This window comes from Parazoarcus communis, assembly GCF_003111665.1.
GTDB classification, from domain to species: domain Bacteria; phylum Pseudomonadota; class Gammaproteobacteria; order Burkholderiales; family Rhodocyclaceae; genus Parazoarcus; species Parazoarcus communis_B.
Window position 1 is genome coordinate 2,662,242 of sequence record NZ_CP022188.1, and the last position, 19,136, is coordinate 2,681,377.

At 62.9% G+C, this 19,136-nt stretch carries 17 protein-coding genes; 5 read left to right on the forward strand and 12 right to left on the reverse strand.

Going from position 1 to position 19,136, the window contains the following annotated elements:
• Nucleotides 1-7 precede the first annotated feature (7 nt).
• The 3 genes from CEW87_RS12205 to xth form a co-directional block, all read right to left on the reverse strand.
• Entirely contained in the window at nucleotides 8-202 is a 195-nt protein-coding gene (locus CEW87_RS12205) for a YgaP family membrane protein (protein ID WP_108973355.1), read from the reverse strand.
• 118 nt (nucleotides 203-320) lie between these two features.
• Nucleotides 321-992: a Crp/Fnr family transcriptional regulator gene (locus tag CEW87_RS12210; protein ID WP_108973357.1), complete on the reverse strand. Its 672-nt coding sequence runs from the start codon at nucleotides 990-992 to the stop codon at nucleotides 321-323.
• A gap of 7 nt (nucleotides 993-999) precedes the next feature.
• Nucleotides 1,000-1,761, reverse strand: coding sequence for an exodeoxyribonuclease III (gene xth / locus CEW87_RS12215; protein WP_108973359.1), 762 nt, complete (start codon nucleotides 1,759-1,761; stop codon nucleotides 1,000-1,002).
• 242 nt (nucleotides 1,762-2,003) lie between these two features.
• Between xth and amt the strand changes: the two genes are divergently transcribed.
• Both amt and CEW87_RS12225 read left to right on the forward strand, forming a co-directional pair.
• Nucleotides 2,004-5,396, forward strand: coding sequence for an ammonium transporter (amt, locus tag CEW87_RS12220; protein WP_108973360.1), 3,393 nt, complete (start codon nucleotides 2,004-2,006; stop codon nucleotides 5,394-5,396).
• Between the two features lie 124 nt (nucleotides 5,397-5,520).
• The gene (locus CEW87_RS12225) at nucleotides 5,521-6,903 is read left to right on the forward strand and encodes a YdgA family protein (RefSeq protein WP_159098158.1); all 1,383 of its coding nucleotides are present in this window, start codon (nucleotides 5,521-5,523) and stop codon (nucleotides 6,901-6,903) included.
• Nucleotides 6,904-6,988: 85 nt separating this feature from the next.
• Here CEW87_RS12225 and CEW87_RS12230 read toward each other — a convergent pair whose 3' ends face one another.
• The 4 genes from CEW87_RS12230 to CEW87_RS12245 all read right to left on the reverse strand — a co-directional run bounded on the left by CEW87_RS12230 (nucleotide 6,989) and on the right by CEW87_RS12245 (nucleotide 11,561).
• Nucleotides 6,989-7,459: a glutaredoxin family protein gene (locus CEW87_RS12230; protein WP_108973364.1), complete on the reverse strand. Its 471-nt coding sequence runs from the start codon at nucleotides 7,457-7,459 to the stop codon at nucleotides 6,989-6,991.
• Entirely contained in the window at nucleotides 7,456-9,549 is a 2,094-nt protein-coding gene (locus CEW87_RS12235; RefSeq protein WP_108973366.1) for a M3 family metallopeptidase, read from the reverse strand. Before CEW87_RS12235 ends, CEW87_RS12230 begins: the two co-directional genes overlap by 4 nt.
• Before the next feature lie 98 nt (nucleotides 9,550-9,647).
• Nucleotides 9,648-10,421, reverse strand: coding sequence for a DUF2189 domain-containing protein (locus CEW87_RS12240; protein ID WP_108973367.1), 774 nt, complete (start codon nucleotides 10,419-10,421; stop codon nucleotides 9,648-9,650).
• A 204-nt stretch (nucleotides 10,422-10,625) separates the two neighbouring features.
• Nucleotides 10,626-11,561: a phosphoribosylaminoimidazolesuccinocarboxamide synthase gene (locus CEW87_RS12245; RefSeq protein ID WP_108977169.1), complete on the reverse strand. Its 936-nt coding sequence runs from the start codon at nucleotides 11,559-11,561 to the stop codon at nucleotides 10,626-10,628.
• 292 nt (nucleotides 11,562-11,853) lie between these two features.
• Here CEW87_RS12245 and CEW87_RS22805 point away from each other — a divergent pair, with 292 nt between their 5' ends.
• Nucleotides 11,854-12,684 (forward strand): vWA domain-containing protein, encoded by an 831-nt coding sequence (locus CEW87_RS22805; protein ID WP_108973369.1) that lies wholly within the window; start codon nucleotides 11,854-11,856, stop codon nucleotides 12,682-12,684.
• 49 nt (nucleotides 12,685-12,733) lie between these two features.
• Here CEW87_RS22805 and CEW87_RS12255 read toward each other — a convergent pair whose 3' ends face one another.
• From CEW87_RS12255 to CEW87_RS12275, 5 genes are all read right to left on the reverse strand, one after another.
• Nucleotides 12,734-14,020 carry a DUF3422 family protein gene (locus CEW87_RS12255; protein ID WP_108973371.1) on the reverse strand — a complete coding sequence of 429 codons (1,287 nt, stop codon included), beginning with the start codon at nucleotides 14,018-14,020 and terminating at the stop codon, nucleotides 12,734-12,736.
• Nucleotides 14,021-14,137: 117 nt separating this feature from the next.
• Nucleotides 14,138-14,716: a YceI family protein gene (locus tag CEW87_RS12260; RefSeq protein WP_108973372.1), complete on the reverse strand. Its 579-nt coding sequence runs from the start codon at nucleotides 14,714-14,716 to the stop codon at nucleotides 14,138-14,140.
• A 59-nt stretch (nucleotides 14,717-14,775) separates the two neighbouring features.
• Nucleotides 14,776-15,354: a YceI family protein gene (locus CEW87_RS12265; protein WP_108973374.1), complete on the reverse strand. Its 579-nt coding sequence runs from the start codon at nucleotides 15,352-15,354 to the stop codon at nucleotides 14,776-14,778.
• 79 nt (nucleotides 15,355-15,433) lie between these two features.
• On the reverse strand, nucleotides 15,434-15,973 hold the full coding sequence (locus CEW87_RS12270; RefSeq protein ID WP_108973376.1) for a cytochrome b: 540 nt from the start codon (nucleotides 15,971-15,973) through the stop codon (nucleotides 15,434-15,436).
• A 17-nt stretch (nucleotides 15,974-15,990) separates the two neighbouring features.
• Nucleotides 15,991-16,806: a DODA-type extradiol aromatic ring-opening family dioxygenase gene (locus CEW87_RS12275; RefSeq protein WP_234421526.1), complete on the reverse strand. Its 816-nt coding sequence runs from the start codon at nucleotides 16,804-16,806 to the stop codon at nucleotides 15,991-15,993.
• 131 nt (nucleotides 16,807-16,937) lie between these two features.
• Between CEW87_RS12275 and CEW87_RS12280 the strand changes: the two genes are divergently transcribed.
• Both CEW87_RS12280 and CEW87_RS12285 read left to right on the forward strand, forming a co-directional pair.
• Nucleotides 16,938-17,876 carry a LysR family transcriptional regulator gene (locus tag CEW87_RS12280; protein WP_234421527.1) on the forward strand — a complete coding sequence of 313 codons (939 nt, stop codon included), beginning with the start codon at nucleotides 16,938-16,940 and terminating at the stop codon, nucleotides 17,874-17,876.
• A gap of 92 nt (nucleotides 17,877-17,968) precedes the next feature.
• Nucleotides 17,969-19,123: a response regulator gene (locus CEW87_RS12285; protein ID WP_108973381.1), complete on the forward strand. Its 1,155-nt coding sequence runs from the start codon at nucleotides 17,969-17,971 to the stop codon at nucleotides 19,121-19,123.
• The last annotated feature ends 13 nt before the right edge of the window (nucleotides 19,124-19,136 follow it).

The window sequence follows — 19,136 nt, forward strand, 5'->3', positions numbered from 1 at the left end:
GTGAAGCTTACTGTTTCTTCATCGGGCAGGTGTTTACACCGAGCAGGGTGTAGGCCGGGCACCAACCCATCACGCCGGTGACCAGCGGTACGATACCGATATAGGTCCACGGCGTACCAATGCCCATGATGGCCAGTGCCAGCAAGACGATGCCGGCAACGATGCGAAGAATCTTGTCCATGCTGCCCACGTTCGATTTCATGATGTGCTCCAAGGGGAAAGTGACGCTATTGGAGCACGCGGCAGGAGGCCCGGTCTGTAACCGGGGATACATAGCACGGGATTTCAGCTGCGTGGCTGTTATTGCCTCGAACCGCGAGTCAGGGGCTGCGGTTGTCGGCGCCGCTGGCAATCCGGCGCAATCCTGCAGGATCGAGGATCTCGATCTGCTCCCTCGATAGTCTGACCAGACCCTGCGCGGAGAAGCCCTTGAGCAGGCGGCTGACGAATTCGCGCACGCTGCCGAGTTCGTCTGCGAGGTGTTGATGCGTCGTATGCAGGATACGTCCCTTGCCCAGCAGCAGGGTGGCGAGGCGTTGGTCCAGGCGGTGGAAAGCCACTTCCTCGATCAACTGCATCAGATCGGCAATGCGTTCGGCGAACAGGTTGAAGACGAAGCCGCGAAAAGCCGGCTCGGCCAGCAGTTCGTCGAACACCGGCTTGGGCAGCAGCATCAGCAGGGTGTCGGTCTCGGTGATGCCGCGGGCGTTGTAGTCCTCGTTGCCGAGCAGGCAGGACGAGGAAATGATGCAGGTCTCACCTGGCGTAACGCGATAGAGCGGCAGTTCCCGGCCATTGGGGGCGCACTTTGCGACCCGCACCGAGCCTTCGATCACGAAAGGGAAACCTTCGCAGGACTGATGGTCGTCGAAAAGCAGCGTGTCCGCCGGCACTTCCATCCATCGTGCAGCGTTCAGCAGGCGCGCGCGCGCAGCGGGCGACAGTTCGTCGATGACCGGATAGTTTTTCTGCAAACGCTCGGCACTCGTCATGAGGTGCTCACCCAGCGAGTTCGACGACGACCGGTGCGTGGTCCGAAGGGCGCTCGAGCTTGCGCGGCGCCTTGTCGACGGTGCAACTGCTGCAATCGGCCTGCAACGCGGGCGACACCAGGATGTGGTCGATGCGCAGACCGAAATTGCGCCGGAAGGCCATCATTCGATAGTCCCACCATGAAAAGCTGCGCTCGGGCTGCTCGAACAGCCGGAAGGCGTCGATGAGCCCCAGTGCGGTGAGGGCGCGGAAGGCCGCGCGCTCGGGCTCTGAAACGTGAATCTCGTCCTTCCAGTCGGGATGTGCATCGGCCGCTTCGGGGGCGATGTTGAAGTCGCCGGTCAGGACCAGTTTCGGATACTGGCGCATCTCTTCCTTGACCCATTCGGTCAGGGCCGAAAGCCAGCGCAGCTTGTATTCGAACTTGTCGGAGCCGACCGCCTGACCGTTCGGAAAATAGCCGCAGATCACCCTGACGCCATCGATCGTAGCCGCAATGATGCGCTTCTGTTCGTCTTCGAAGTCCGGGATGTTGCGCACGACAGCGTCCATCGGTTTGGGGCTCAGGATCGCCACACCGTTGTAGGTTTTCTGTCCGATAAAGGCAGCGTGATAGCCCGCCGCTTCCAGTTCGGCGACAGGAAAGGCCTTGTCCTCCATCTTCAGTTCCTGCAGGCACAGGGCATCGGGCTTGTTGGCCGCCAGCCAGTCGAGGACGTGAGGCAGGCGGACCTTCAGGGAGTTGACGTTCCAGGTGGCGATTTTCATGAAACTCTTATGGCACCGGGCGACGCGCGCTTGCGTCAGGCCGACCGGTGCGACGGACAGTGGGAACAGCGCCTATTGTGCCATGAGCGTCGGCGCAAGGTTCGGAGCGGCACTCTTCTTGCTGACAACGAGGGAGCATCCGCCTGCACCGTGTGCAGGCTGGCCTAATGCACCAGGCTGGTGCGGTCGATGGGGCGTATCGCCCCATCCCGTGCGGCAGGCACGGAGAACGGGATGATCCGATGAGTGCGGTCGACATTGATGTGATGTGGGTGGTGTTGTGTGCGGGCCTGGTGTTCCTGATGCAGGCGGGCTTCCTGTGTCTTGAGTCCGGGCTCACTCGCAGTCGCAATGCGATCAACGTCGCGATCAAGAACGTGGTGGACTTTGCGGTTGCGGTGGCGCTTTACTGGGCGTTCGGATTCGCGCTGATGTTTGGCTCGTCAGCGGCCGGACTGACCGGTACCGATCACTTCATGCTTTCGGTTGGACATGGCAGCACGAGTGCGCTGGCTGCCTTCTTCCTGTTTCAGGCCATGTTCTGTTCGACTGCGGCGACGATCGTTTCCGGCGCCGTTGCGGAGCGCATGCGCTTTTCTGCCTATCTCGGTGTGGCTGCGATCATTGGCGGTTTGATCTATCCGGTGTTCGGTCACTGGGCCTGGGGTGGCACACTCGGCGGCGAACGCGGCTGGCTGGCAGCCCTCGGTTTCATCGACTTCGCGGGTTCAACGGTCGTTCATGGCGTCGGGGGCTGGGTTGCACTGGCCGGCGTACTGATCATCGGCCCGCGCAGCGGACGCTTTGATGCGGAGGACAGGGAGCAGCCCATCTCGGGCGGCAATCTGCCGCTGGCGATGCTCGGTGTCATGCTCCTGCTGTTCGGCTGGCTGGGGTTCAACGGCGGCAGCACGCTGGCGCTCGACGGACGGGTGCCGGGCATTCTGGTCAATACCGTGCTGGCAGCGGTGGCGGGCGTGCTCGCAGGTCTGGCCCTGGGCTGGCGTCAGCGCGGCTACGCTGACGTGGTTCATACCCTGAATGGCGGCATTGCAGGTCTGGTCGCGGTGACGGCGGGGGCGCACGTGCTCGATTCCGGCGCGGCGCTCATTGTCGGCGCAGGCGGTGCGCTGGCGATGGTGTCCTGCCATGAGTTGCTGCTGCGATACCGCGTCGACGACGCCGTCGGGGCCATCCCGGCGCATCTTGCGGCAGGCATATGGGGCACGCTCGCGGTTGCACTGTTTGCCGACCCGCTTGCGCTGGGTACCGGCCTCGGGCGCGGGGAGCAGTTTCTGGTGCAACTGCTCGGGGTGGTTACGTGCGGCGTGTGGTCTTTCGGGCTGGCCTGGGTGCTGCTGCGCGGACTGGACCGCTTCATCCCCCTGCGAGTCTCTGCGGAGGAGGAGGTTCTCGGTCTCAACGTGTCGGAACATGGCGCGCGCACCGAACTGCTCGAGTTGCTGCGGGCGATGGAGGTGCAGGAAAAGACCGGCGAACTGTCGGTACGGGTGCCGGTCGAGCCGTTTACCGAAGTCGGGCAGATCGCCTCCGCATACAACCGCATGATGGAGGCACTGGAGCGTGCGGTGGGGCAGACCCGCGCCATCATCCGCGATGTGCGCGATGGCATTGTCACCTTTGGTCAGGATGGCCTCCTGCGCAGCCTGAATCCGGGCGCGGAGAAACTGCTTGAGGTGCAGGGTGCAGACGCTGTCGGCATGCCGCTGGCCAATCTGCTGGCTGACCCGCCGCTGCGGCCGGCGCGTCAGATCGAACGGCTGATGGGACTGCAGGACAAGATGGAACTGCGACTGCACCGGCAGGGGAAGACGCCCCGTGTGCTCGAGATCTCGGTCAGCGAGGGCCGCGCACAGGGTGAGAAGGTCTATACCGGATTGATGCGGGATGTGACCGAACGCCGCCAGATTGCCGATCAGTTGCAGAACGAACGTGATCTCGCGCAGGTGACGCTGGCGTCCATCGGCGACGGCGTGATCACGACCGACGAAACCGGCACGGTGCAGTACCTCAATCCGATGGCCGAGCGCCTCACCGGGTGGACGCTGGACGAGGCCAAGGGCCGCAACATCGCAAGCATCTATTGTCTCGAAGAGGAGCTCACCGGGCGTGCGCTGGAGAATCCGGTCCGCACCGTGCTCTCGAACGGCCGCGAGATGCGGGCGCCCGATCATGGCCTGCTCGTGCGCCGGGACGGGGAGCGCATTCCGGTGCAGGATTCCGCTGCCCCGATACGCAGCCGCCTGGGCTACCTGATCGGCGTGGTGCTCGTGTGTCAGGACGTCACTGTGACCCTGAATCTGACCCGCGAACTGACCCGGCAGGCCAGCCAGGATGCGCTGACCGGTATCCCCAACCGGCGCGAATTCGAACGCCGGCTTGCCGACCTGCTGACACCCGGCGTACCTCCAGGGACAACGCACATCCTCTGTTATCTCGATCTCGACCAGTTCAAGGTCGTGAACGACACCTGTGGCCACGTGGCCGGCGACGAACTCCTGCGTCAGGTGTGCACGCTGATGCGCGAACGCATGCGCGCAGCAGATCTGCTCGCACGTCTCGGCGGCGATGAGTTCGGCGTGATTTTCTTCAACTGCCCGGTGGAAAAGGCCATTGCGATGGCAGAGGGCTTCCGCGAGGCGATCCGTGCCTACCGCTTTGCCTGGGAGGGAAAGTCGTTCTCGATCGGCGTCAGCATCGGGTTGGTGCCGGTGACCGAAACCGAGCGCGAGATGGGCCGCATCCTCTCTGCCGCGGATACCGCCTGTTATGCGGCGAAGGAGGGCGGGCGCAACCGTGTGCACGTCTACCGCCCCGATGACGATCAGTTGATGGAGCGCCACGGCCAGATGCAATGGGTCGCGAGACTGCATGGCGCACTCGACGAAGACCGGTTGCGGCTGTTCGTGCAGCCCATCGTGCCGCTTTCGGTGGCGCACTCCATTCACTACGAGGTGCTGGTGCGGCTGGAGGAGGACGGACGCCTGATCAGCCCGGGGAGCTTCATTCCGGCTGCAGAGCGCTACAACCTGATGCCGCGCATCGACGAATGGGTGTTCCGTAATGTACTCGCGTGGGTGAGCGACACTTACCGCAAGGAGGGTCGGGTCGAGGGCACCTGGTGCATCAACCTGTCGGGAAACTCCCTGAGTGACGAACGTCTGCTGGAGGACATCTGTGCCGGCCTGGTGCGCGCAGCGCTGCCGCAGGGGGCAATCTGCATCGAGATCACCGAAAGCTCGGCAGTGGCCAACCTGTCACGGGTGGTCAGCTTCATGGGGGAGCTCAGAAAGCTGGGGTGTGCGTTTGCCCTTGACGACTTCGGCAGTGGCCTGTCCTCATTCGCTTACCTGAAGACGCTACCGGTCGATTACTTGAAGATCGACGGCTCCTTCGTACGTGACATCGCGACCGACCCGACAAACCGCGCCATGGTGCAGGCCATCAACACCATCGGCCACACCATGGGCCTGGTCACGATTGCAGAGTTCGTGGAGAACGAGGCAGTTCTGGAGGTCTTGCGCGAGATTGGCGTCGATTATGGGCAGGGCTTCCATCTTGGCGTGCCCAAGGCGCTGTCAGAGATGGGGCGGGTGCGCATGATGCCGCGCTGAGTTTCTGCCGACTGACGACAATTGCGCGTTATTTGTGCGATCCGGATGCGCCAGCCGGAACATGCGGTGATAATGACGGCCTTTCGCGCGCATGCGCGAAGCTTTCCGGGCTAAAGAGGATGTTATGGGCAAGGCAGTAGTGGTAGCAGGGGCGATCGGTGCGGCAGCGCTGGCGCTGGTCGGTGGGAGCTATGCGATCGGCGGCAATATCGAGTCAGGTTTCAGGGACAGCATGATGGCGATGAGCAGTCCCGCGGTGCAGATCCGGGTGCTCGACTACAAGCGCGGCATCTTCGGTGCCGAGGCGCACACGCTATGGACCTTGAACGATGGCGACGAGCCGATCGACTTTCGCGTGACGCACCACATCGACCATGGCCCCTTTCCCGCCGGACGTGCGGCTCAGGTTCATTCTGATGTCGTTCTGCCCGCTGAACTGAAAGACGGATTCGACGCTGCCTTGCAGGGGCGATCCCCGCTTGAAGTCCTGACCCTGGTCGGTTGGGGGGGCGAGCTGCAGCACCGTATCTCGTCGCCCGATTACCGCGGCAAGGCGGGCGAGGCAATGGACCTGGTCTGGGGCGGCATCAATGGCGAGATCAGGATCAGTGCCGATCGTCAGCAGGCGAAGGGGCGCATCGATCTGCCCTTGCTCGACGTCCGCGATCCGGATGGCAATGTGCTGGTTGTCGAGAACCTTGCCTTGACGCTCGATTCCGCCCGGCCGCAGCAGTACCGGTTCTGGACCGGCCCTTCGTCGCTGAGCGTCGGTCGCGCGAGCTTCAGCGCGCGCGGCGGTGAGGCAAGCTTCAATCTCGATGGCCTGAAGATCGAATCCCAGGCTGCGCTCGATGGCGAGGTGGTCAACATGAGCGTCGATTTCGGCGTGAAGCAGATGGTCGGCGGCGGTGAGACCGTGGACGACCTCAGTTTCGTGCTCGCCCTCGAGCGCATCGACGCCGGCGCCCTCGACTCCATCACCCGCAGTGTCGAGCAGACCGCAGGCGAAGCCGCCGATATCGAAGCTCAGCAGGCAGAACTGATGGGCGCGGTGATGCAGCAGCTGCCTGTCATGCTGAAGCGCTCGCCCGCGATTGAGCTCAAGCGCGTGGGGGCGAGCCTGAACGAAGGCCGCGCCGAGATGGGTGCCCGGATCGACTACGTCGGTACCGAGGGGGAGGCTGGCATGAACCCCTTCAGCGATCTCGTTGCCAGCCTGCGCGTAAGCATCCCCAAGGCCTTGCTTGTGCGCCTGATCGAAATGAGTGAGCGTCAGAGCATTGTCGGCTATGTGACCGAAATGGAAATCGATGCGTCCGATGCCGAGATCGATCAGGCCGTCAGTGCCGCGGTGAATGAACGCGTTGCCGGAATCACGGGTAACGGGGTGGTGCTGGAGAAGGACGGTTTGCTGACGACCGACATGCGCTACAAGGACGGTGCGCTGTTGGTCAATGGCGAGCCACTCGACCCTGAGGCGCTCGGAGCCCTTGGGCTGCCGTTCTGACCCGTATCGATCCTCCGCGCGGGATGGTGCACGGGCGGCGAGTGCGCGGCCCGCGCGTTGTGCGACAGGCTGCGCCGGCGTCTGCTCAGGGCGCCTTGGGGTAGCCCACGTCGTTCAGCAGCCGGTTCCAGGCGCCCGGTTCAAACCCCTTGAATTGCGCGCTTCCCACACTCAGTGACGGTACCTGTTCGGGTACGCCGAAGCGTTCCCGATAGGCTGCCAGATCGGCCTGATTTGCGAGCGGAAACTCGGTGTACGGAATCCCGCGCGAGCCAAGCAGGCTGCGCGCGGAATCGCACAAATCGCCGCAGTTACTCGCCGTGTACAGCGTGACAGGGAAATCCGCCGTGAGTTTGCGCAAGGTGTAGGACAAGGTCGGGTCGGGTGGTGGCGCTGCAAAGCGTCTGGCTTCGAGCTCCTGAATCTCGGGTGGGGGAGGCCGGTCGGAGTAATGCACCTGCCCGTGCGCGTCCACCCACCTGTAAGTGGTCTGTGCCGGCACCGCGGCCGACAGGCCCAAGGCAAGCAGGGGGACGAGCAGGGCAGGTCTGATCATGCGCTTACCATTCCGTTGTGTCGCAACAGTGCATCGACCCGCGGTTCGCGGCCGCGGAAGGCCTTGAACGAGTCCAGGGCGGGACGGCTGCCGCCGACTGCGAGGATTTCACGCCAGAAACGTGCTCCGGTTTCGGGGTCGAGCAAGCTGCCCTTGCCCGCGCCGGCCTCTTCAAATGCCTCGAACGCATCGGCCGACAGCACTTCGGCCCACTTGTAACTGTAGTAGCCCGCTGCGTAACCGCCAGCAAAGATATGCGAGAAGCTGTGCGGGAAGCGATGCCATGCTGGCGGAATCAGCACCGCGACCTCGTTGCGGACCTCGGTCAGCAGTGCCATCACGCGTTCGATGGCTACCGTGGCCTGATCGCCTTCCCCACTCGGCTGGAGCTCGCTGTGCAGGCGCAGGTCGAACATCGAGAACTCGAGCTGGCGGACGGTCTGCATGCCACTCTGGAAATTCTTGGCGGCGATCATCTTGTCGTAGAGTGCGCGCGGCAAGGGTTCGCCCGTGTCTACGTGCCCCGTCATGCCGCTCAGCACATCCCATTCCCAGCAGAAGTTCTCCATGAACTGGCTCGGCAGCTCGACCGCATCCCACTCGACGCCGTTGATGCCCGACACTGCCAGCTCGTCGACCCGCGTCAGCAGGTGATGCAGGCCGTGACCGACTTCGTGGAACAGGGTCAGGACGTCGTCGTGGGTAAAGGTTGCCGGCTTGCCGTCCACCGGTCCGGAGAAGTTGCACACCAGATAGGCGACCGGGGTCGTGGTGCCATGTCGCCCCAGGTGACGGCTGCGGGCCGAATCCATCCATGCACCGCCACGCTTGGTTTCGCGTGCGTGCAGGTCAAGGTAGAAGTGACCGACCAGTTCGCCCGCCTTCTCGATGCGGAAGAAGTGCGCATCCGGATCCCACAGCGGGGCCTGGTCGGGGAGAATATCGACGCCATACAGGGTGCGAATCACGCCGAACAGGCCGTCCAGGACCCGGGGTTCGGGGAAGTACTGCTTCACTTCGCGGTCGGAGTAGGCGTAGCGCGCCTGGCGCAGCTTCTCCGAGGCGTAGCCCACGTCCCAAGGCTGCAGGTCGGCGATGTCGAGTTCGCGGCTGGCGAAGGCGCGCAGTTCTTCCAGGTCGCGCTCGGCAAAAGGCTTGGCCTTGGCGGCGAGTTCGTGCAGGAAGCTGAGTGCCTGTTGCGGAGTGTCGGCCATTTTCGGCACCAGCGACACTTCGGCAAAATTGCGATACCCCAGCATGCGCGCCTCTTCATCGCGCAGCGCGAGAATGCGACCGATCAGCGGGCCGTTGTCCCATTCGGGCTTGCCCAGTTCCGAGGCGCGGGTTGCATAGGCGCGATACATGCGCTCGCGCAGGCTGCGATCATCGGCGTACTGCAGTACCGGCAGGTAGGACGGCATCTGCAGGGTGAACTTCCAGCCCGGCTTGCCTTCTTTCTCCGCGGCAGCCCGCGCGGCAGAGACTGCATCGGCCGGAATGCCGGCGAGCTTCGCTTCGTCTTCGACCCATTCAGCGTGCGCGTTGGTGGCGTCGAGCAGGTTCTCGGAAAACTTGGCACCGAGTTGCGACATGGCTTCCTGAATGGCCTGAAAGCGGGGCTTTTCCGCGTCCGGCAACTCTGCACCCGACAGACGGAAATCGCGCAGTTCATGATCGAGGATGCGTTGCCGGGTAGGCGACAGCGTGGCGTATTCCGGGCTTTCGCTCAGGGCCTTGTACTTTTCGAACAGGGCAAGGTTCTGCCCGACCTCGGCATAGAAGCGCGAAACCTCGGGCAGCAATGCGTTATAGGCCTCACGCCATTCGGGCACGTCCATCACGCTGTGGAGGTGGCCGACAACGCCCCAGGCCCGGCCCAGGCGCTCGCCGACTTCGTTCATCGGCACGACGAAATCATCCCAGGTCGGCGTATCCGTGGCGTGGGTCAGGGTTTCGATCAGGCTGCGATATTCACCCAGCAGTTGCTGGATGGCCGGTGCGACATGCGCGGGGCGGATATCGTTGAAACGGGGCAGGCCGGAAAAGTCCAGCAATGGGTTGGCTGTATTCGGGGTAAGCGATTCTTGCATGATGTCCGGGTTGTCTTGTCCGTTGATGTTTCTATTGTGCCGCAAAAAATGATAAGGGCGCCGCTATCGGCGCCCTTGGCGAAATTCATCGTCGGCGCTCACTCGATCATTTCACGGTAAGCGTGCCAGCTGGCATGGCCGAGCAGGGGCAGTATGACCACCATGCCGATCATCATGGTGGCGAAGCCGATGCCGACAAGTGCCACGATGAGTGCAGCCCATACCGCCATGGCGCCGAGATTCACGCCAACGGCGCGCATACTGGTCATTGCGGCGGTGATGCCGTCGGTGTCGCGATCCATGGTCATCGGAATCGAGATCACCGACAGGGAAAATACCACCGCAGCGAGCGCACCGCCGATCACCAGATAGGCGATGACAAAGTGGGTGTACTCGCCGGACAGAAAAACATCGCGATAGAAGTTCGACAGATCGGGTGCCCCGCCCTGGTACAGAAGAGCGAACAGGATGGCCGAAATGCGCTCCCAGCCGATCAGGGCGATCGCGAAGAAGGCACCGAAATACATCAGCCCTTCGCGGTGCTTGCGCAGGCCGGCCAGGGAGTCGGATAACGAGGCAGTCTGTCCCGCAGCATGTCGGCGCGAGATCTCATACAGGCCTGCGGCGGCCAGTGGCCCGACCAGGAAGAAGCCGCAGATGGCCGCAGTGAACAGATACGGCATGTTCGCTGCGTAGGACAATATGAGGTAACCGGCGATTGCGAAGAAGACCCCGTAGGCAAGGCTGGCCGCGAGATTGTCCCGCATGTCGCTCAGGCCCAGCGCCAGCCATCTGAACGGTCGGTCTGCCTTGACCTCCCGGACATGGGGCAGGTGGAAGTGCTGATCCAGGGTGTTGAATGTCTTGCCCATGACAACCTCCTTCGGGTGGATGGATGCCGGCCGGTATCGTCATTGGCGCGGAACCGTTCCGGACCCCCGTTAGAGGGGAACTGCGGCCACGAGTTCGCGACTCGCGTGCGGATTCAGGGGAGGCGAAGTCAGGCAGGACGGACGGCCCGGTTTGCCGTCGCGAGCCTTGAAAGCCCTCTCCGTTGCGGAGAGGGCGGATCGGGATCAGGCCAGCGTGTGCCCGGTCAGCCGGGTATAGGCTTCGCGGTACTTGTCGGCGGTGCGCTCGACAACGTCGGCAGGCAACACTGGGCCCGGTGCCTGCTTGTTCCAGTCCAGGGTCTCGAGGTAGTCGCGAACGTACTGCTTGTCGTAGGACGGCGGGCTGATGCCTTCCTGATAGCTGTCGGCCGGCCAGAAACGGGACGAATCAGGTGTGAGTGCCTCGTCGATCAGGTGCAGGGTGCCGGCTGCGTCGATGCCGAACTCGAACTTGGTGTCGGCAATGATGATCCCGCGTCCTGCGGCATAGTCGGCCGCTTCGGTGTACAGCGCGAGTGCTGCCTGACGTGCTTCCTCGGCAAGGCCTGCGCCGGTCTTGCCGGTGCCGGCAAGGCTGGCGTTGAGTTGCGCGTCGGAGTTTGCCTGTGCCTGGGCGAACGAGATGTTCTCGTCGTGCTCGCCGGCTTCGGCCTTCGATGACGGGGTAAAGATCGGCGCCGGCAGTTTTGCGGCCTGTTTCAGGCCGGCGGGCAGCGGAATGCCGCAGATTGCGCCGCTTTCCTGATAGTCCTTCCACCCGCCTCCGATCACATAGCCGCGTACCACCGCCTCGATCGGCAACGGCTTGAGGCGCTTCACCACGAGCGCACGGCCACGCACCTGGTCACGCTCGTCGGCGGCGACGACCGTCTCGGGGTCGATGCCGGTGAGCTGGTTCGGAACGACGTGGCCGAGCTTGTCGAACCAGAAGTTGGCCATCGCGATGAGCACCCGTCCCTTGTCCGGAATCGGGTTGGGCAGGATGACGTCGAAAGCGGACAGGCGATCGCTGGTCACGATCAGCAGCTTGTCAGCGTCGACTGCATAGATGTCACGCACCTTGCCGCGACCGAGCAGCGGCAGGCTCTTGATGGTGGATTCGAAAAGCGGGGAGGTCACGGTGAAGATGTCTCGTCTGGACAAAACAGCATTATAGGGCTCGCTGGCGAATTGGCTGCGTTTCAAGCGTGGGGGCGAGGCTTGAACGTTTAGATTCGATGCTCCGTCGTCGTGGCCGATGTATGCACCCTGATTCGTTCTATCTAAAGATCAATTGTCGAGTTTCTTTACAACTGACGGCCAAAATATGCGCAAAAATGAATTAACTTATTGATTTATATAATGTGGCACGTAGTTTGCTTTAGGTGGTCATGTAACTGTTTATGAACTGACTGCATACTGTTTGGGGGATATGATGAAAATCAAAAAAGTTTTCGCGGCCACGGCATTGGGTCTTGCGATGGTCGGTTTTGGCACACCAGCCCAATCCGCCATTCTCAGCGACATCATCTTTATCGTGGACGAGTCGGGTTCCATGGGCACTGTCCAGACCAACCTGCGCAATAACATCGGGCTGTTCGCTTCAACCCTGACCGGCACCGGGCAGGTTGATGCCCGATATGGCCTGGTTGGGTACGGAAACAGTTCGGTTGTGCCACGTATGGTGACGGATCTGACCTCCGCATCGCTCTTCGCGACGGCTGCTGCGGGGCTGGGGACTTCAGGTGGTACTGAACCCGCATATACTGCTTCCGCTTTCGCACTCAACGCACTTGATGGTCAGACATCGCTGTTTTCTTTCCGCAGCAATGCGGTCAAGAACATCATCATCTTTACCGACGAGCCGTCGAACGGCGACACCACCGCTCGCGGCACGGTCGGCGGCAGTGCAGTGACGCAGTCAATTGTCGATGGCCTTCTGACCACCAACAACGCGCTGTATAACGCCGTGCTGTCGGGAGCGGGTACGATTACATCGATCGGCCCCCTGGCAACCGGACATAGCGGCCAAGTCTTCAATCTGTCGCTGTTCAACACGACTAATGCAGCCCAGATCACGCAGTTCGTGACTGACTTTGCGAGCGCCAAGCTGCAGGAAACACTGACCTTCTGCCAGCTGAACCCCACGCTGCCGCAGTGTCAGGGTAACAATAACGTTCCCGAGCCTGGCGTGCTCGCGCTGCTCGGTATCGGTATCGCCGGTCTTGGCGTGCTTCGTCGTCGCAAGATGACTCAAGCCTGATTGCTTCTGTCTCAAGCAGTTCAAAACGCCAGCATTCGCTGGCGTTTTTTCATTCTGATTCCTGTGCCAGCTTCTTGCGCAAGCTCCTCAGGCTGATTGCTACCAGCCCGGCAATGACGGGGATCGACACAGCGGTGATGATTTCCGGCGTGGCTGGTTCGATGAGGTGCTTGGCGCCCTTGGCCATGTAGTTCACCAGCTGCGATGCGTAGTAGGTGATGGCGACGATGGACAGGCCTTCGACTGTCTCCTGCAGGTGGAGCTGGATCTTTGCGCGCCGGTTCATCTGCGCGAGCAGTTCCTGATTCTGGCGTTCGAGCTCGATATCGACGCGGGTGCGCAGCAGTTGCGAATTGCGCGCGATCCGGCCGGAGAGATCCTCCTGACGGCGGGCGATGGTGGCGCAGGTGCTGATGGCCGGCGTGAGCCGGCGTTCCATGAACTCGCGCACGGTCGGGAAGCCCGGCAGGCGTACCTCCCGCAGCTCTTCGATGCGCTGTCCCACGAGGCGGTAATAGGCGGCTGCGGCGCCGAAGCGGAAAGTGGTGCGGGCCACCGAGCGCTCGACCTCGGCTGCGAGACGGGTCAGCCGGGCGAGGACAGCGCGGTCGTCCTCGGTATTGCGCGCCTGCTCCAGCCCGTCCATCAGGTCCGCCAGTTCGTCTTCGGCGCGCGACAGCAGCCGCCCAACCTGTTTGGCGACCGGGAAGGCGAGCAGCGCCATCACGCGGTAGGTCTCGATCTCCACCAGGCGCTGCACCATGCGGCCGGACTGCCGCGGGGTGAGGCCGGCGTCGATCAGCAGGAAATGCGAGAAGCCGTCTTCGTGGATGTGGAAATCGGTGAAGACCCAGCCCGCGCCTTCGGCGACCTGTGCGGCCACCAGGGTCTTGCCGTGTGGTGAAACCTGCACCATGACCGTATCGGGCGGCACGTCCGAGACCGAGCGCAGCTCGATATGCGCGGCGGCGACGAGCTGGCCGGGAATGTCCTTGCGCCAGTTGGCCGGTACCGCCAGCAGGGCATTCTCGCCCGCGCTGTCATCTGGTGCGATGCGGTGAAAGAAGGTGTAGCTCGAGAACTCGTTGTGGCGCTCCCACTTCAGGCGGAACGATTCGGCATCGATGAAGACGTGGCCGGTCTCGGTCTGCGGTTGCGGGAGGCCGAGTTGCTCAGCCAGTGCTTCGAGGTGCCTGGTCTCGCGTCCCGCGCTGCCTTCGTGGTGCAGGAAGGCCAGGTAAGTGACGAACTCAGGGGTGTCGAGCGGAACCGGGGGGCGGGCGTGAACCTCGTCGTTCAGGGACAGGCGCAGGGGATGTTCGTTGAACAGGGGCATGGCGTCGGTTCATGGCCTGGTGGCGCCACGGAGTGGGCGGGATGCCGCATTCTTGCCCAATGTACGCAGGCAGACAAGCACGCCGCGCCGGACGACGCGGCGTGCCTGCATGAACCCTTACTGCTTGATGGCTTCGATCGCGATGTCGAGGGTGACATCGTCGCCGACATTGGGGGCGTACTTGCCGGCGTTGAACTCGCTACGCTTGATCACCGTCGTGGCGTTGGCGCCGATGGCATCCTTCTTCAGCATGGGGTGCGGCATGGCCTGGAAGGAGGTGACCGTCAGGGTGACCGGACGGGTGACGCCCTTGATGGTCAGGTTCCCGTCGATGCTGACCGGCTTGTCGCCGTCGAACACCACGTTCGTCGATTTGAAGTGTGCGGTGGGGAAGGTGGCGGTATCGAGGAAATCGCTGCCCTGGATGTGGCCGTCGAAGAGTTCGAAGCCGGTGTCCACCGATTTCATGTCGATGGTGACATCTACCGCAGCGGTCCGAACGGCCTTGTCGAGGGTCACCGTACCCGTGGTCTTGTTGAAGCGCGACAGCTGCTTCGAGTAACCGAAGTGGGAATACGAGAAGCGCGGGAAGGTATGCGTGCCGTCAATTGCATAGGTTTCCGGCGCGGCATGCGAGGGTGCCGCGAACAGGGCGAACGGCGCTGCGAGCGCCAGAATGGCGAGGGATTTTTTCATCTTTGGTCCTGATTGAGTTGAGGGTGGGAAAGTGGCGCAGTGGTGGTGCAGTGACGATTTCAGGGGGCAGCCTGAAGCGCACGCAACTGGAAGTTGATCTGGATTTCATTGGCGACGATGGTGGTGTCGGCCCATTCGCCTTCGCCGATTGCGAAGTCGTTGCGCTTGAGCTTCAAGCTGCCCTTTACGGTGGCCGCCGTGCCCTGCGCTTCGAAGGTGAAGGGTGCGGTCACGTTTCGGGTCTGGCCCTTGATCGTGAGTTTGCCCGCGACTTCGTAGCGCTTGTCTCCAAGTGCCTTGAACGCGGTCGATTCGAAGCGGGCAAGCGGATGCGCGGCCGTGTTGAACCAGGTCCTGGTCTTGACCTCTTCATTGCCCTCGGTCGAGCCGGTGTCGATGCTGGCGACCTCGATGTCGAAGGCGGCGCGCCCGGCTTCGGGGTGGGCGGGGTCGAACCTGATATTGGCGGCGAAGCGGTCGAACTTGCCATCCATGCCGACACCCATCTGGGTGTACTGGAAGGTGAAGCGGCTTGCTGCCTTATCGATAGCGGTGAATTCGGCCGCGCTTGCGGCGGTGATTGTGGCCAGCGAGAGGGCAGCGGCCGTGGCGAAGTTTCGCAGTGTGCCTGTTTTCATGAGGGGCTCCGGGTGGGTGTGCGCACTTGCAAGCATGCAAGGTGCTGTTGTGGTGAATGGGGGGCGCGGTTCAGGCCGATTAGCCCTGTCGTTTCCCCGGCAGCATCCTGCGCAGGATGTCGTCACGGTCGATGAAGTGGTGCTTGAGTGCCGCGCCAATATGGGCGATGACGAGTGCGGCCAGGCTGAGGTTCAGCGCTTCATGCACCGACTGCAGCAGGTCGCCGAGTTCAGCGTTCTTAGACAACAGGTCGGGCAGAGGGACGATGCCGAACCAGACGGTCTGGAAACCCTTGGCCGAACTCATCAGCCAGCCGGAAAGCGGGATGGCAAGCATCAGCAGGTAGAGCGCGACATGGGTGCCATGGGCGATCATCCGCAGCGCCTTGGGCATGGTCTCGGGCAGCGGCGGTGCCGGGTGGCGCAGGCGCCAGGCGAGGCGCACCAGCACCAGCATGAAAAGGCTGACGCCTGCCCATTTGTGCCATGAGTAGAGCTTGAGCTTGAATGGCGACAGCGGCAGTTCGTGCATGTAGACGCCGAGCGAGAATGCACCGATCAGCCCGAGTGCCATGAGCCAGTGCAGCGAAACGGCAGTGCGTGTGTAGGTTGTGTTCATCGTCTTGTCCGTCGGGTTTATCGGTTCGGCGGCGCGAGGCCGGGCCCGGTGCCAAACATGAAGCTGTCCATTGCAAGCACGTCGTGAGTGATGCCGCCCGAAATGCGTGCGCTCTGCGTCCAGTCCTTGCCGGCCGCGCCGATTGCCGCGAACAGGGGCAGAAAGTGTTCGTCGGTGGGGTGGGCGCGGACTGCAAATGGCGCTTTTGTACGGTAGTCCAGCAGTTCGCCAAGTGCGCCCTCATCGATCTGCTTCCATACCCAGTCGGCAAACGTGCTGGCATAGGCTTCGACGCCGGATTGCGCTGCGTGTTCAGCGAATACTTCGTGCAGGTTGTGGGTGAGGCTGCCTGAGGCGACGAACAGAATGTCCTGCTCGCGCAGCGTGGCAAGGGCCTGACCGAGCTCCAGCAAGGCGAGCGGCGACGGGATGGCCGGTTGTGAGACCTGAATGACGGGAACGTCGGCTTCGGGGAAAAGGTGCATCAGCGGCACCCATGCGCCGTGGTCCCGACCGCGCCCGGCGTCGGCACGTGCCTCGATGCCGTGGTGGGCGAGCGTCGCGATGACTTCCGCGGCAAGCGCGGGCGCCGCAGGGGCGGGATACTGGAGCGAATACAGTTCGCGCGGAAAGCCGCCGAAGTCGTGAATGGTGTCGAGTGCGGCGCCGCTCTGAACCCTGACCCCGCGGGTCATCCAGTGCGGCGACAGCACGACTGCGGCACGTGGTCGTGGCAGTCTGCGACCCAGTTCGCCGAGCCGGGGGCCGAGCAGGCCGGGCTCGACGGCGAACATGGGTGAGCCGTGAGAGATGAAGAGTGTAGGGAGTGGCACGGGGTCCGCCTTGTCCTGGTGCGTATTCGATGTCCGCAGTGTATTGACGACTCAGGGGTGGATAAATAGTTGAGCGTTTGACTTACTGTCTCTGAAATCGAGACAATGTCCCAATGGGACGTTTCCGCGAAATGAACAGCTTTGTTGCAGTCGTCGAGGCGGGCAGTTTTGTCGCAGCGGGCGAAGTGCTGCGCCTGTCCAAGGCAGCGGTGTCGCGCAGTGTGATCGAGCTCGAGACCCGCCTCGGTGCCCGCCTGCTGCAGCGCACGACCCGGCGGCTGTCGCTGACCGAGGCCGGGCGGGCTTACTACGGGCATTGCAAACAGATCCTTGCCGAACTGGAAGAGGCGGATCGTGCAGTGGGCGTGGTCAGTGGCAATCCGGTCGGGCGTCTGCGCATCAACGCGCCCTATTCTTTCGGAATACAGCACCTCGCGCCCCTGTGGGGCGGGTTCATGGCGAAGTATCCCGATGTCGAACTCGACATCAGTCTCTCCGACCGACTGGTCGACGTCGTCGACGAAGGCTTCGATGTCGTCATCCGCATCAGTCGGCTGCAGGATTCGACCCTTGTCCATCGGCGGCTTGCGTCCACCCGGCTGTTGATCTGCGCCAGTCCGGAATACCTTGAGCAGCACGGCGTGCCAGCCTCGGTCGAGGACATTGCCCGTCATCGCGTGATTGCATACAGCTATGCAGCGCAGGGTGACGTTTGGCGCTTCACGACGCCGCAGGGTGAGCAAGAGGTGCAGACCAAACCGCATGTCCGCACCAATAACGGCGACACCTGCCGCGCGCTGGCGCTCGCTCACCAGGGGCTGGTAAAGCAGCCTGATTTTCTCGTGGGAAATGATCTTGCACAGGGTCGTCTGGTTGAAGTGCTGCCAGAATGTCTGGTCGGGGAGATCGATGTCTACGCGGTCTATCCTTCGCGCAAACACCTCTCGGTCAAGATCCGTGTGCTGATCGACTACCTGGCCGAAGCCTTCGAGCGGCCCGCGTGGGCGTGGCAGGGCGGCGCCAGCCATGATGGGGGGCGACAGGCGGGTACCGCGCCGGCGCGTCCGTGACGCATGGTGCAAGGTGGCGGACTGCGCGATGTCAGGGTGCTGCTTCATGCTGTGTGCTTGCCGGGAACGACCGAACATGACGGAATTCATACATGTGGCCTGAACAGAATACGGAGCCCAGTCCTGACGTGCTCCCCGAGGCTGGGGGAACGATCCTCGTCGTCGATGACGTGCCGGACAATCTCGCGGTCCTGGGGGTGCTGCTGCAGCCTCACTACGATGTGCTGGCGGCGCCTTCGGGCACACGGGCGCTCGAGATCTGTGCGCACGGACCCGTGCCGGACCTGATCCTGCTCGACGTCATGATGCCGGGCATGGACGGCTACGAGGTGCTGGCGCACCTTCGCGGGCAGCCTGCGACACGTGACATTCCGGTGATCTTCCTCACCGCGCTGGACGACCCGCGCGACGAAGAGCAGGGTCTGGCACTCGGCGCGGCGGACTACATCACCAAGCCGATTCACCCTGCGGTTGTGCTCGCCCGCGTGCGCAACCAGCTTGAGGTCAAACGCGCGCGAGAAATGCTGCACAACCGGAACCTTGATCTCGAGTCAGAAGTGGCGCGGCGAATGGCCGAGAACGACATGACGCAGCTGGTGACGATCCGCGCGCTGGCTCACCTGGCCGAAACGCGCGACCCGGAAACCGGCAACCACATTCTGCGCACGCAGGCTTATGTGCGTCTGCTGGCCACCCGGCTGCAGGCTCATCCGCGTTTTCAAGCGAGGCTGGACCCGGGCTACATCGAGCTGCTGACGCGCTCGGCGCCGTTGCACGACATCGGCAAGGTCGGGATCCCGGACCATATTCTGCTCAAGCCCGGGCCACTTGCTGCCGATGAATGGATCATCATGCAGACGCACTCCCGCCTTGGTGCGGAGGCGATCGAACTGGCAGAGGGGGACATCGAGCAGCCCTTGCCCTTTCTGGCCCTGGCAAAGGAGATCGCGCGCTGGCATCACGAGCGCTGGGATGGCAGTGGCTACCCGGACGGGCTCAGGGGCGACGAGATTCCGGTTTCGGCGCGGCTGATGGCCGTTGCCGATGTTTTCGATGCGCTGATTTCGGATCGCATCTACAAGGCAGGCATGTCTTACGCCGACGCGCGGAAACTCATCGAGGCGGGGCGCGGACTGCACTTCGACCCGGACGTGGTCGACGCCTTCCTGAGCGGATTCGACGCATTTGTCGACATCGCGGAGCAACATCGGGATGTCCATCGCGCCCTGTCCTCAGGCGGCACCTGACCGCTGCAGGAGA

What these genes read in the sequence shown, in the direction of transcription:
- CEW87_RS12205 (WP_108973355.1), bottom strand. Translation starts at nt 202, where the DNA reads ATGAAATCGAACGTGGGCAGCATGGACAAGATTCTTCGCATCGTTGCC.
- CEW87_RS12210 (WP_108973357.1), bottom strand. Translation starts at nt 992, where the DNA reads ATGACGAGTGCCGAGCGTTTGCAGAAAAACTATCCGGTCATCGACGAA.
- xth (WP_108973359.1), bottom strand. Translation starts at nt 1,761, where the DNA reads ATGAAAATCGCCACCTGGAACGTCAACTCCCTGAAGGTCCGCCTGCCT.
- amt (WP_108973360.1), top strand. Translation starts at nt 2,004, where the DNA reads ATGAGTGCGGTCGACATTGATGTGATGTGGGTGGTGTTGTGTGCGGGC.
- CEW87_RS12225 (WP_159098158.1), top strand. Translation starts at nt 5,521, where the DNA reads ATGGGCAAGGCAGTAGTGGTAGCAGGGGCGATCGGTGCGGCAGCGCTG.
- CEW87_RS12230 (WP_108973364.1), bottom strand. Translation starts at nt 7,459, where the DNA reads ATGATCAGACCTGCCCTGCTCGTCCCCCTGCTTGCCTTGGGCCTGTCG.
- CEW87_RS12235 (WP_108973366.1), bottom strand. Translation starts at nt 9,549, where the DNA reads ATGCAAGAATCGCTTACCCCGAATACAGCCAACCCATTGCTGGACTTT.
- CEW87_RS12240 (WP_108973367.1), bottom strand. Translation starts at nt 10,421, where the DNA reads ATGGGCAAGACATTCAACACCCTGGATCAGCACTTCCACCTGCCCCAT.
- CEW87_RS22805 (WP_108973369.1), top strand. Translation starts at nt 11,854, where the DNA reads ATGATGAAAATCAAAAAAGTTTTCGCGGCCACGGCATTGGGTCTTGCG.
- CEW87_RS12255 (WP_108973371.1), bottom strand. Translation starts at nt 14,020, where the DNA reads ATGCCCCTGTTCAACGAACATCCCCTGCGCCTGTCCCTGAACGACGAG.
- CEW87_RS12260 (WP_108973372.1), bottom strand. Translation starts at nt 14,716, where the DNA reads ATGAAAAAATCCCTCGCCATTCTGGCGCTCGCAGCGCCGTTCGCCCTG.
- CEW87_RS12265 (WP_108973374.1), bottom strand. Translation starts at nt 15,354, where the DNA reads ATGAAAACAGGCACACTGCGAAACTTCGCCACGGCCGCTGCCCTCTCG.
- CEW87_RS12270 (WP_108973376.1), bottom strand. Translation starts at nt 15,973, where the DNA reads ATGAACACAACCTACACACGCACTGCCGTTTCGCTGCACTGGCTCATG.
- CEW87_RS12280 (WP_234421527.1), top strand. Translation starts at nt 16,938, where the DNA reads ATGAACAGCTTTGTTGCAGTCGTCGAGGCGGGCAGTTTTGTCGCAGCG.
- CEW87_RS12285 (WP_108973381.1), top strand. Translation starts at nt 17,969, where the DNA reads ATGTGGCCTGAACAGAATACGGAGCCCAGTCCTGACGTGCTCCCCGAG.